This window comes from Anaerotignum sp., from assembly GCF_017483025.1.
Taxonomy (GTDB): Bacteria; Bacillota; Clostridia; order Lachnospirales; family Anaerotignaceae; genus Anaerotignum_A.
Map to the genome: position 1 here is coordinate 135,335 of NZ_JAFUMA010000010.1, position 12,588 is coordinate 147,922.

Annotated in this window: 10 protein-coding genes; 1 reads left to right on the forward strand and 9 read right to left on the reverse strand. The window is 44.3% G+C overall.

Translation table 11 applies throughout. The annotated features are described in order from the left end of the window. Window positions 1-109: 109 nt before the first annotated feature. Window positions 110-691: a DUF1836 domain-containing protein gene (locus IJ369_RS01045; RefSeq protein ID WP_290714978.1), complete on the forward strand. Its 582-nt coding sequence runs from the start codon at window positions 110-112 to the stop codon at window positions 689-691. A gap of 59 nt (window positions 692-750) precedes the next feature. On the opposite strand, the gene IJ369_RS01050 is transcribed toward IJ369_RS01045, so the two are convergent. The 9 genes from IJ369_RS01050 to tsf all read right to left on the reverse strand — a co-directional run bounded on the left by IJ369_RS01050 (window position 751) and on the right by tsf (window position 12,542). Next, complete coding sequence (locus IJ369_RS01050; protein ID WP_290714980.1) at window positions 751-5,082, reverse strand: PolC-type DNA polymerase III; 4,332 nt, start codon at window positions 5,080-5,082, stop codon at window positions 751-753. Window positions 5,083-5,115: 33 nt separating this feature from the next. Next, window positions 5,116-6,165, reverse strand: a complete 1,050-nt coding sequence (gene ispG / locus IJ369_RS01055; RefSeq protein WP_330612875.1) for a flavodoxin-dependent (E)-4-hydroxy-3-methylbut-2-enyl-diphosphate synthase — start codon at window positions 6,163-6,165, stop codon at window positions 5,116-5,118. A gap of 62 nt (window positions 6,166-6,227) precedes the next feature. After that, complete coding sequence (locus IJ369_RS01060; RefSeq protein ID WP_290714985.1) at window positions 6,228-7,292, reverse strand: M50 family metallopeptidase; 1,065 nt, start codon at window positions 7,290-7,292, stop codon at window positions 6,228-6,230. A 36-nt stretch (window positions 7,293-7,328) separates the two neighbouring features. Next, the gene (locus IJ369_RS01065; RefSeq protein ID WP_290714987.1) at window positions 7,329-8,474 is read right to left on the reverse strand and encodes a 1-deoxy-D-xylulose-5-phosphate reductoisomerase; all 1,146 of its coding nucleotides are present in this window, start codon (window positions 8,472-8,474) and stop codon (window positions 7,329-7,331) included. A 21-nt stretch (window positions 8,475-8,495) separates the two neighbouring features. Next, window positions 8,496-9,308 carry a phosphatidate cytidylyltransferase gene (locus tag IJ369_RS01070; protein WP_290714989.1) on the reverse strand — a complete coding sequence of 271 codons (813 nt, stop codon included), beginning with the start codon at window positions 9,306-9,308 and terminating at the stop codon, window positions 8,496-8,498. 11 nt (window positions 9,309-9,319) lie between these two features. After that, window positions 9,320-10,066 carry an isoprenyl transferase gene (locus IJ369_RS01075; RefSeq protein ID WP_290714992.1) on the reverse strand — a complete coding sequence of 249 codons (747 nt, stop codon included), beginning with the start codon at window positions 10,064-10,066 and terminating at the stop codon, window positions 9,320-9,322. 59 nt (window positions 10,067-10,125) lie between these two features. After that, a complete protein-coding gene (frr, locus tag IJ369_RS01080; RefSeq protein ID WP_290714994.1) occupies window positions 10,126-10,683 on the reverse strand; it encodes a ribosome recycling factor in 558 nt (185 codons plus the stop codon). Window positions 10,684-10,713: 30 nt separating this feature from the next. Beyond that, window positions 10,714-11,418 carry a UMP kinase gene (gene pyrH / locus IJ369_RS01085; protein WP_290714997.1) on the reverse strand — a complete coding sequence of 235 codons (705 nt, stop codon included), beginning with the start codon at window positions 11,416-11,418 and terminating at the stop codon, window positions 10,714-10,716. 191 nt (window positions 11,419-11,609) lie between these two features. Next, window positions 11,610-12,542 carry a translation elongation factor Ts gene (gene tsf, locus IJ369_RS01090; protein WP_290715000.1) on the reverse strand — a complete coding sequence of 311 codons (933 nt, stop codon included), beginning with the start codon at window positions 12,540-12,542 and terminating at the stop codon, window positions 11,610-11,612. Between the last annotated feature and the right edge of the window lie 46 nt (window positions 12,543-12,588).

The following is a 12,588-nucleotide window of genomic DNA, read 5'->3' on the forward strand; positions in this document are numbered from 1 at the left end:
TACTATTTCAAGGGAAATTTTCCAGAAAATGTTGCGACATAGTTTAAAATACTATATAATAAAGAAGTTAAGAATTATTCCTATGGAAAGAATTTCGAGGTGAAGAAGTATGAACACATTCAATGAAGTGGTAGATCGTTATGCCGCTCAGATCCGTTCATCCAATGTCATTGAGATCGAAGATATCCCCAATATCGACCTTTACATGGATCAGGTAACAACTTTCATGGATAAAGGTCTGGCTCAATATAAACGTTATGAACAGGATAAAATCCTGACAAAGACAATGATCAACAACTACACCAAGGCAAAAATCTTCCCTCCTCCGGTGAAGAAAAAATACAGCCGTTCTCATCTGATGCTTTTGATCATGATCTATCATCTGAAATCCATCCTTTCTATCAAGGATATCGGCATTTTGTTCCAGTCCGCCCTGGCAGAACCTGATAGGGATAAACAGGCAAAACAAATTGAAGCTATTTATGCAGGTTTTGTCGCTTTGCAGAAAGAAACAAATTTGTATCTGGCAAATGCAGCGGAAGGTAAGCCTGATGAAACTTTTTATGGAAGAAGCATCCTGACAGAATATCAGGATGATAAATTGAGACGCATCCTTTTAGTTTTGGCTTTAGCAATTCGTGCTAATACAGAAAAGCAGCTGGCGGAACATGCCCTGGATTCTTATTTCTAAAATTAAAAAAGCAACCTACTATTCAATAGTATGGTTGCTTTTCTTTTTATCCCTTCATATCAGAACAAACTAAGCTGATTGGTTTCAGGAATACCATCCAATACACCATTTTCTTTTAACAGATCGATCAGGGAACGCCCCAGTGAAGTACGTTCCTTCAATTCTTCCAGTGTCTTGAATTCTCCGTCTTTTCTGCCTTCTACAATACTCTGGGCCGCATTGATGCCCAAACCCTGCAGGGAACTGAAGGGAGGCAGAAGTCCATCTGGTGTGATCTGGAAATTTTTCGCATGGGATTTATACAGATCAATGGGAACAAATTTGAACCCTCTTGCATAAAACTCAACAATAATCTCCAGTACCGTCTGTTTACTCTTATCTTTCGCTGTTGCTTCCTGCCCTTTTGCATGGATCTCCTTGATGGCATCCTTTGCCACATCAATTCCTTTGCACATGCAGGAATAATCGAAATCATCGCAGGCTCTGACAGAGAAATAAGAAGCGTAATATGCTTCGGGATAGTTGATCTTGAAATATGCGATACGGAAAGCCATCATAACATAAGCCGCTGCGTGGGCCTTCGGGAACATGTATTTGATCTTCTGGCAGGATTCGATATACCAGTCAGGCACATTTGCCGCTTTCATATCTACAATATCCTCGTCTGTTAAGCCCTTCCCTTTTCTGACCTTTTCCATAATCTTAAAGGATTTTTTCTTCTCTACACCTTTATTAATAAGATAGATCATGATACTGTCACGAGTGGAAATTGTCTCTTTCAGGGTAATGGTGCCGTTTTCAATCAGGGTCTGGGCATTGCCCAGCCATACGTCTGTGCCGTGGGAAAGGCCGGAAATACGCAGCAGATCCGCAAAGGTCTTCGGCTTTGTATCGATCAGCATGCCCCGTACGAATTTTGTACCAAATTCAGGAATGCCCAATGTACCCGTCTTGCAGTTGATCTCCTCTTCTGTAACACCCAATGCCTTAGGAGATTCGAACAGAGACATGGTCTCGGGATCGCCCAAAGGTACATCCTGAGGATTGACCCCCGTTAAGTCATAAAGCATACGAATCACTGTAGGATCGTCGTGCCCCAGAAGGTCAAGCTTCAGCAAACGGCCGGATATGGAATGATAATCAAAATGAGTCGTCGTTACCGTAGAATTCACGTCATTGGCAGGTCGCTGAATGGGACAGAATTCATGGATATCATGGTCACTGGGAACGACCATCAGGCCGCCTGGATGCTGGCCTGTCGTTCTCTTTACACCCGTACAGCCATCCGTCAGGCGCTGGATCTCCGCATTATGAGGCGTGATCTCTCTGGCATCGAAATATTTTCGAACAAAGCCATAGGCAGTTTTATCCGCCAGTGTGCCAATCGTACCGGCTTTGAATACTTTCCCTTTGCCAAACAGTTCTTCCGTATAGGCATGGGCCCGCTGCTGATAGTCACCGGAAAAGTTCAGGTCGATATCCGGTTCTTTGTCCCCTTCGAATCCCAGAAAGGTCTGGAACGGGATATCATGTCCATCTTTACGAAGTTTATGCCCGCAGACAGGACAATCCTTATCCGGCATATCGCAGCCACTGGCCTCTTCCATGGCAAAGGATTTTACCGTTTCCGATTCAAAATCAGAATATTTACAATGGTCGCAGATATAATGGGGCGGCAGAGAGTTTACCTCCGTGATACCCGCCATATTCGCCGCAAAGGAAGACCCTACGGAACCACGGGAACCAACCAGATACCCATCCTCTACAGATTTCCAAACCAGTTTCTGAGCGATGATATACAGTACCGCATAGCCGTTGCTGATAATGGAGTTCAGCTCTGTTTCCAGCCTGTCCTGCACGATTTCCGGCAGAGGATCCCCATAAATGGAAATGGCCTTATCCATACAAATCTGTCTCAGCTCATCATCTGCCCCCTCGATTTTCGGAGGGAAGGTATCATCAGGGATAGGCTTGATTTTTTCAATCATATCCGCAATCAGGTTCGTATTGGTAATAACCACCTCTCTCGCCTTTTCTTCCCCCAGATAGCTGAATTCTTTCAGCATCTCCTTTGTGGTTCTGAAATACAAAGGAGCCTGGTTATCTGCATCAGCGAAGCCTTCTGCCGCCATAATGATCCTACGGAATGCCGCATCCTGCGGATCGATAAAATGGACGTCGCAGGTGGCAACAACAGGCTTGTTATGCTCATCCGCCAATGCAACTATCCGCTTATTGATATTGATGATGTCCTCCATAGAATTGACATTTTCCACCCTAGGGGAATCGATCATAAATTTATTGTTGCCCAAAGGCTGAATCTCTAAATAATCATAGAAATTCACCAGTTCTTCAATGACCTGTTTCGGCTTGTCCTCCAGGATGGCCCGATACAACTCGCCCGCTTCGCAGGCACTGCCTAAGATCAGCCCTTCTCTATGCTGGATCAGCTTACTTTTCGGAATTCTGGGTCTGCGGAAGAAATAATCGATATGAGACAGAGAAATCAGTTCATATAGATTCCGCAGGCCTATGTAGTTTTGCGCCAGGATGATGGCATGATGGGCCTTCAGTTTTTTGTAGTTTACCGTCTGGCTGGCAAAAACGTTGATATCATCCACGCGATAAATTTTCTTTTCCACCAACATATCGATGAATTTCAGGAAGACTTCCGCTGTGGCCTCCGCGTCATTGACCGCTCTGTGATGCCCTTCCAGAGAAACGCCCAGATGGTCACAAACCAGATTCAGTTTATGCTTATTCAGTTCGGGAAGCAGGGAGCGTGATAATTCCAGCGTATCCAGAACAGTATTTTTCACTTCGATGCCGCATTTTCTCTCTGCATTGACACGGATAAATCCCGTATCAAAGTTGGCATTATGTGCTACCAGAACCGCATCTCCGCAGAATTCCAGGAATTTGGGTAAGATATCTTGAATGACAGGCGCATCAGCGACCATATCATCCGTAATGCCTGTCAGTTTCGTAATTTCCGCAGAAATGGGCTTTTCAGGATTGACGAAGGTGCTGAAACGGTCGATGATCTTACCATCCTTCACTTTTACTGCACCGATTTCTGTGATACTTTCTGTTTCTCGGGAAAGACCTGTGGTCTCGATATCAAATACTACAAAAGTATCATCGAGAGACTGTCCGCGAGGCATGGTAACAACACTGCCCAAATCGTCGATCAAGTAGGCTTCCACACCATAGATAACTTTTAAATCCGCCTTACCAACGGCATTCATAGCATCCGGGAAAGCCTGTACCACGCCATGGTCGGTAATAGCAATAGCTTTATGCCCCCAGGCAACAGCACGTTCGATGTATTTTTTGACATGAGTCACGCCGTCCATACTGCTCATCTGAGTATGCAGATGCAGTTCCACACGTTTTTCCTCCGCATCATCCATGCGGGCAGGAGGTGCAGAAGCAGTCATAATGTTTTTCGCCATAATGTCGATTTCTTTTGTATATTTATCAAATTGCACTTCGCCCTGTACACGAAGATATTTTCCTTTTTTGATCTTATCGCTCAATTCCTGATCGAAAACGCTCTTCTTCACAAAGAATTTGACTGTTGTAGAATCGCTCAGATCGGTAATGTCAAAGGAAACGATATATTTTTCACCCTTGATTTCCCTGGGCTCGATATTGTAAATGCTTCCTTCGATGATGACATTTTCCCCAACGATCTTCGTATCAATGATCTTCATATTACTGCCATTGATCTCTTTGCCCAACAGGATGCCCTTGGAAACAGAGGAAGAAACGGCCGCAACTTCCGCATTGGCTTTTTCCTGCACCACTTCTGCCTGACTTGTCACGATCTGTCTGCTCAGTTCTTCCAGTTTTTTCTGTTGCTGTTCTTCGAACAGGGCTCGTTCTTCCGCAGTTGTCTGAACATTTTTGAACTGGATCATCAGGTTTTGCCCTGTTTCCGCTTTGATCATCTTCATAATGGCATCGTCCAAATGCTTCTGGGCAAGATAATAGGCCATATTATTTTTTACGAAAATCTGCATTTTATTGTCGATAATCTTCCATTCTGCATCAACAATGACCCCAGCGCAGACCTTGCTTTCCTGGCTGACAAAGGTCTTGATGCTTTCCCAATAGCCTTCTGCCAAAGTTTCGGGGGTCTGTTCTGGCAGTTCATATGTAATATCGATATCCACCTCCCGGATACCGGGCAGGTTTTTCAGAAGCTCCCCTCTCAGATCTTCCCATTTCTGCAGAGGGATGAGCTCTTTCGCAGCAATTTCCATGCTGACAGTACGTTCTTTTTTATGGATAGTCAGCTTACGAACTTCGGTCCCCTGAAAAGCTTCCTGTACAGCCAAAGATAAAGAAATTTTCTGAAATACGTTTTCAAAATTCTGTGCGGTCATGCTCTCCCTCCTTTCCTTCAAATTTATTCATCATCAGATTCGGTCAATTTCTTCCATCAATGCGGAAACCAGTTCGTCCTCATTCACTTTACGAATGATCTCGCCTTTCTTGAATACCAGACCAACACCTTTACCGCCGGCAATGCCCAAGTCAGCTTCTCTGGCTTCACCGGGGCCATTTACCACACACCCCATAACGGCAACTTTAATGTTTTTATCAATATGTTTACATTTTTCTTCTACTTCGTTTGCAATAGAAATCAGGTCAATTTCTGTTCTGCCGCATGTAGGGCAGGAAACAAACTCTATGCCGAATTTACGAAGGCCAAGGCTTTTCAGAATTTCTTTCGCCGCTTTAATTTCTTCCACAGGGTCGCCCGTCAGGGATACTCGGATGGTATCGCCAATGCCCATAGCCAAAATCGTACCAATGCCAACAGCAGATTTAATGGTACCGGCATAAGGCGTACCAGCCTCGGTAATGCCTACATGGATGGGATAAGGGATGGCTTCGGAAAGGAGACGATAGGCCTCGATGGAAAAAGGCACATCGGATGCCTTGATGGAAACCACGATATCATAGAATTCAAATTTTTCAAGAATACGAACATGTTTCAGCGCACTTTCCACCAAACCCTGAGGAGTCACACCGCCGTATTTTTCCACCAATTCCTTTTCCAGAGAACCACTGTTCACACCAATGCGGATAGGAATATGCTTTTCCTTCGCCATATCGACCACCTGTTTGATACGGTCTTCATCGCCAATATTGCCGGGATTGATGCGCACCTTATCGATGCCCAGTTCCATGACCCGCAGCGCCAGTCTGTAGTCAAAATGAATATCTGCTACCAGAGGAATATGGATACGCTTTTTGATTTCGCCAACGGCATCTGCCGCAACCATGTCAGGGATAGCCACGCGAATCAATTCACAACCCGCTTCTTCCAGTTTTAAAATTTGAGCTACGGTAGCATCTACATCTCTTGTATCTGTATTACACATGGATTGGATGATGATAGGGTTCTTACCCCCCATCATCAAATCCCCGATTTTGACTTCTCTTGTCAGTTTTCTTTCCAAATTTCTCACCCTTTTCAAAATCCAGAAAAACGCCTTAGCAGTTTAAGGCGTTTTCGTTTTTCTTATATGATATATTTCATGATATCGCTAAAAAGGACATAAACCATAAGCCCCATGATAAATGCAAAACCCATAAACTGCAGTTTTGCTTCCATCTCTGCTTCCATAGGCTTTCTGCGGACTGCTTCGATCAGCAGGAATAATATCTTCCCGCCATCCAGCGCAGGAATAGGAAACAAATTCAGCACGCCAAGGTTGGCACTGAGTACGGCACCGATATAAACAACATTCTGGATCGCTGCCATCAGGCTATATTTCAGGCCCGCTTCATAGCTTTCCCCTACCATATTGAAAATAGCAATAGGGCCACCGTATTCATCGGGATTCGCTGTGAAGGTAAATACCCGCAACAGACCTTCTGCTGTCATCTTCACATAGTTGATCATGGCAAAATAACTGTAATGAGCTGTTTCGCCAATACTCATTTTCTCATAGCCTTCGACAGGTTCTGCCAGAAGGCCCGTATAGATCTGCGGGCTGAAACCAATCAGATATCTGCCGCTTTCCGCATCCAGCTTCGGCTGTAATTCATATTTATAGTGCTGCCCATCATTTCCAAGGATATCCAGAATGATAGCTTCGCCCTGGTTTGACTGCAGGATATACTGTAATTCATCGTAGATGTGAATTGTCTTGCCATCGATTTTCTGAATGACATCTCCCGCCTCCAGACCAATCTCAGCCGCAGCGGAATCAGGTAGAACTTCACGAATTTCCGGCGTTGCTGTATAGCTGGTACAAGTCAGACCAAAAATCATAATAAATGCCAGAATGAAGTTCATAAAAGGCCCTGCTGCCATAACCGCCAGTCGCACACCGATAGATTTACTCAAAAAAGATGTAGGGCTGGGAATAATTCCTTCTTCCGTTTCCCCTTCCATACGACAGAAACCGCCCAAAGGCAGCGCACGGATGCTATATTCCGTATCGCCTTTCGTACGGGAAAAGATTTTCGGGCCCATGCCCACGGCAAATTCCTGTACCCAGATACCGCTCTTCTTTGCTACAATGAAATGCCCAAATTCATGGACAACTACCAAAACACCAAGAAGTAAGATTGTAATCAATAACGAGGAAATTTTCCTCACCTCCAAATAGATTTATCAGAAGCTCACCTTCTCTGCATAGGCTTTTGCCCATGCATCTGCTTCCAGCAAATCTTCCAAAGTATATTCATATTTGACAGTATATGCATCCATCGTCTGTTCTATCAGTTCAGGAATCTGCAGGAAAGAAATTTCTCCCTTCAGGAAGCGGGCAACGGCCACTTCATTAGCGCCATTCAGCACCGCAGGCAATGTACCACCTGTTTTCAATGCGCGATAGGCCAAAGACAGACATTTGAATGTATCCATGTCAGGTTTATCGAAAGTCAGGTTACTACGCTGTGTGAAATCAATTCTGGGAAATGGATTTTTCACACGATTAGGATACGTCAGCGCATACTGGATAGGCACACGCATATCGGGCTCACCCAGCTGAGCCATAATAGCACCATCTTCATATTCTACCGCAGAATGAACGATGCTCTGTGGATGTACCAGCACTTCGATCTGATCAACATCTACGCCGAAGAGCCATTTTGCTTCCATCACTTCCAGCCCTTTATTCATCAGCGTTGCGGAATCGATGGTGATTTTATTGCCCATACTCCAGTTCGGATGTTTCAGGGCATCCGCCGCTGTCACATGTTCCAGGTCCTCTCTCCTTTTGCCGCGGAAAGGGCCACCGGATGCCGTCAGCAGGATACGCTGTATCTTGTTGCCTTCATTCCCCTGCAGGGACTGGAAAATCGCAGAATGTTCGCTATCCACGGGATAGATTTTAATATTATGTTTCTTTGCCAGATCCATAACAAGCTGACCTGCGGAAACAAGAGTCTCCTTATTGGCCAATGCGATATTTTTGCCCGCACGAATAGCTTCAAAAGTTGGCTTCAGACCAACGTTGCCAACAACAGATGTAACTACAGTATCCACGCCTTTATATGTAGACGCTTCCACCAGCCCATCCATGCCGCTGACAACACGGATATTGGTATCTGCTAGCCTCCCCTTCAATATTTCCGCATTTTTCTCATCCATCACAGCCACCAGTTCAGGCTGGAATTTCCTTGCCTGTTCTTCCAACAGAGCGATGTTGCTGTTGCCTGTAATAGCCATGACTTTGATATCTTTTAAATTTTCAACTACTTCCAGGGTCTGGGTACCAATGGAACCGGTAGACCCCAAAATAGAAATTTTTCTCATTGTTTACACCTTCATTTATCGTTATGCCTGAATCAGGAACAACATAATATAGTATAACACGGGCGCAGTCATAATGACGCTGTCAAATCTATCCAGCACACCACCATGACCGGGCATCAGATTGCCGTAGTCCTTGATGCCTACCTGTCGTTTGATGGAAGAAGCCGCTAAGTCGCCGATCTGGGAAATAATAGAGCCTGTAAAGCCGATCAGTCCACAAAGCAACAGTACATTTACGCCTTCCAGAGGATAATATTTGTTGATCCATACACCATACAGCAGACACAGCACAATAGATGTGATGATGCCGCCAACAGAGCCTTCTATGGTCTTCTTCGGGCTCAGTGCAGGACACAGCTTGTTTTTGCCCAGGAAATAACCTGTAAAATAAGCACCTGTATCACAGCCGAAAGCAGAAATAAATGCCAGCCAAACCAACAGCTTGCCATGGTCATATTCTCTCACCAGATAAACATGGGAAAGCAGGAAGCAGGCATAGAAAAAACCAAAGAGCGCCGCCACAACTTCCACATAATTTGTTTTTTTATAGCAAAGCACACTATAAACCAGGAGTGCAATGACAAACAAAGAAGTAAACACACTGAATAACGGACTTATGTAGATCAGTTTATCGATAAAAATCACATAGAAAAGACCAAACAGATATGCAATGATATGCGTGCCCTTCACTTCTTTGGAAATTGCCTTATTAAATTCATACATGCCTACCAGGCCCAGGATACCAATGCCTGCATGGAGCCAAACACCGCCGCTTACAACTATAAAGATCAGCAGAGGCAGCGCCACTAATGCAGAAATAATTCTCGTTTTCATATAGCGTCACCTCATTTCAATCTGCCGCCGAAACGACGTTCTCTGTTCTGGTAATAATAAATGGCTTTTTCCAGTTCCTTTTTATCGAAATCAGGCCAAAGCACTTCAGAAAAATAGAATTCAGAATAAGCCAACTGCCACAGCAGGAAATTGCTGATACGTTCTTCCCCGCTGGTACGGATCATCAGTTCGGGATCCGGTGTGCCCGCTGTATCCAGGGCATTTGTGATGGTATCTTCTGTCACATCTGCAGGATTCAGCTTTCCGGAAGCCACTTCTTCTGCTACTTTTGTAACAGCACGGCGCAGTTCATCTCTGCCGCCATAGTTCAGGGCAATATGCACGGTCAACCCTGTTTTTTCTTTGGAAATTTCTTCGATCTCTGCAATACCATCCTGAATGTCTTTTGCTAGGCGGGATTTTTCACCGATCACATGCATACGCACATTATCTTTCACGAATTTTTTGAAGTAATTTTTCAAATAAAAACGCAGGATATCCATGATAGCACCCACTTCTTCTTCGGAACGTTTCCAGTTTTCCGTAGAAAAAGCATAGACTGTCAAGTGTTCCAGCCCCATATCCTTCGCTGCATAAATGATTTTTTCCAGTGCTTCCGCACCGGCTTTATGGCCTGCCTTTCTGGGCAGTCCTCGTTTTGTTGCCCATCTTCCGTTGCCATCCATGATGATGGCGATGTGTCTGGGCATTTTATCGGGATTCAGCTCATAGGAGCTGGTTTCTTTTTCAAAAAACATAATTGCCTCCCTGTAATAAAGCCCCTCTCCGAAGAAGAGGGGCATGGGTATTCCAATAATTATACTGTAAGGATATCCTTACTTTTTGCTTCCGCTTTTGCGTCGATTTCAGCTACGTATTTATCTGTCAGTTTCTGTGTTTCGTCTTCCAGATCTTTCAGCTGATCTTCTGTGATCTCTTTTGCTTTTTCCGCTTTTTTGAAATGATCCATTGCATCTCTTCTGATATTTCTGATTGCAACTTTAGAAGCTTCCGCCTTTTTCTTAACGTCTTTTGTCAGATCTTTACGTCTTTCTTCTGTCAGTTCAGGAAATACCAGACGGATCACTTTACCATCGTTATTGGGGTTGATACCCAGTTCAGACATATTGATCGCCTTTTCGATGGGCTTCAGCAGGGATGTGTCCCAGGGCTGGATCTGCAGCAGACGAGGTTCAGGAACAGAAATGTTGCCGACCTGATTCAGGGGTGTAGGTGTGCCGTAGTATTCTACTGTGATCTTATCCAGAACATGAGGGTTTGCACGACCAGCGCGGATTGTGCTGTAATCACTGTCCAGAGCTGTCAGTGTTTTTTTCATTTTTTCTTCATAAGGTTTTGTCAGTTCAGATGCCATAACTATATTCCTCCTGTGATAACAAAATCTTTAAACAGTAACAATCGTACCGATCTTTTCGCCGCCAACTGCACGGATGATGCTGTTTTCTTCATTCAAGCCGAAGATGATAACAGGGATCTTACGTTCGAAGCAAAGATTTGCGGCTGCCATATCGATGACCTTCAGGTTATTTTTTACAATGTCTTCCGCTTTGATGATGTCGATCTTCTTTGCATTGGGATTGATGGCAGGGTCGTCATCATACACACCATCGATGCTCTTTGCAAAGAACAGACCGTCTACATCCAGTTCAGCGCCTCTTAAAGCTGTGATCGTATCCGTAGAAAAGAAAGGATGACCCATACCAGCAGCGAAGATGACTACTTCGCCCTTTTCCAGGTGCGCAATGGCGCTTTCCTTGGAAAACTGTTCTGTCATCGTGCCAATCATAATAGGTGTCTGCACGAATGCCTTGATGCCATTCTGACGGAATGCATCTGCCACATAGATGGCATTCATAACGGTTGCCAGCATGCCGATTTGGTCTGCTTTTGTACGATCCATATTGGAATCTGCACTTCTGCCCCTCCAGAAATTGCCGCCTCCGATAACCAGAGAAACCTGTGTACCCTTTGCCATTACCGCTTTGATCTGATCGATCAGGCCCCAGATCACTGCATCGTCAAAAGTTACGCCTTTCTTGTCGCCGGCCAGCGCTTCGCCGCTCAATTTCAGCACAATTCTCTTATACATTTTTCACAGCCTCCTTACCATTCTAATGTAACACAAATCACAAAAAATTTCCACCTTATTTTCTCATCCGACCCAAATGTGTGTAAAAATTCCTGTAAAAAAGGAAACGCTCGTGTAGTGCTGGCGTCAGCCACACTGCTAGAAGCGTTTCCTTTTCATTTTTAAATAAGCATAAATATTAGAACTTTAAATTAGTTCATTGCTTTTGCAACTTCATCAGCGAAGTTTTCTTCTTTCTTTTCCATACCTTCGCCTGTTTCGAAACGAACGTATCTTGTGATTTCGATGGGAGCACCAACAACTTTTGCTACAGATTCGATGTACTGTTTTACGGACATATCTGTATCTTTAACGTAGGGCTGTTCAACCAGACAGAATTCTTTCAGTTCTTTTTTCAGTCTGCCTTCGATCATCTTAGCGATGATGTTGTCAGGTTTTTTAGCGTTTTTAGGATCATTCTTAGCCTGTACTGTCAGGATTTCTGTTTCTTTTGCAATGAAATCAGCGGGAACATCTTTTTCTGCGATGAATTTAGGGTTCAGAGCTGCGATCTGCATAGCAATGTTTTTGCCCAGTTCAACCAGTTCGTCTGCTTCGTTTTCGCAAGCCAGTTCGATCAGAACACCGATTCTGCCGCCGCCGTGGATGTAGGAAACCAGTTTGCCAGCCTGTGCTTTTTCATATTTTTCGAAACGTCTGATGTTCAGGTTTTCACCGATAACAGCTACCTGCTGAGACAGAGCTTCTTTTACTGTAAACTGAGGATCCAGAGCCCATTTTTCTTCGAAGAAAGCGTCCATATCTGCTGCTGTTGTTTCAGAAGCCTGTTTTGCAACTGCTGCTACATAATCTCTGAATACCTGGTTCTTTGCAACGAAGTCTGTTTCAGAGTTAACTTCTACGATTGCACCGATTTTGTTGTCTTCGCTCAGGTAGATTTCAACCATACCTTCGGAAGCGATACGACCAGCTTTTTTCGCAGATGCAGCCAGACCTTTTTCTCTCAGAATTTCAACAGCTTTTTCCATGTTGCCGTCAGCTTCTGTCAGAGCTTTTTTGCAATCCAGCATACCTGCGCCTGTCATTTCTCTCAGTTCTTTTACCATACCTGCTGTAATAGCCATGTTAAATTCCCTCCTAATAATCTTAATCGGTTAGTATTAAAAAAGC

What these genes read in the sequence shown, in the direction of transcription:
- IJ369_RS01045 (WP_290714978.1), top strand. Translation starts at nt 110, where the DNA reads ATGAACACATTCAATGAAGTGGTAGATCGTTATGCCGCTCAGATCCGT.
- IJ369_RS01050 (WP_290714980.1), bottom strand. Translation starts at nt 5,082, where the DNA reads ATGACCGCACAGAATTTTGAAAACGTATTTCAGAAAATTTCTTTATCT.
- IJ369_RS01065 (WP_290714987.1), bottom strand. Translation starts at nt 8,474, where the DNA reads ATGAGAAAAATTTCTATTTTGGGGTCTACCGGTTCCATTGGTACCCAG.
- IJ369_RS01070 (WP_290714989.1), bottom strand. Translation starts at nt 9,308, where the DNA reads ATGAAAACGAGAATTATTTCTGCATTAGTGGCGCTGCCTCTGCTGATC.
- IJ369_RS01075 (WP_290714992.1), bottom strand. Translation starts at nt 10,066, where the DNA reads ATGTTTTTTGAAAAAGAAACCAGCTCCTATGAGCTGAATCCCGATAAA.
- frr (WP_290714994.1), bottom strand. Translation starts at nt 10,683, where the DNA reads ATGGCATCTGAACTGACAAAACCTTATGAAGAAAAAATGAAAAAAACA.
- pyrH (WP_290714997.1), bottom strand. Translation starts at nt 11,418, where the DNA reads ATGTATAAGAGAATTGTGCTGAAATTGAGCGGCGAAGCGCTGGCCGGC.
- tsf (WP_290715000.1), bottom strand. Translation starts at nt 12,542, where the DNA reads ATGGCTATTACAGCAGGTATGGTAAAAGAACTGAGAGAAATGACAGGC.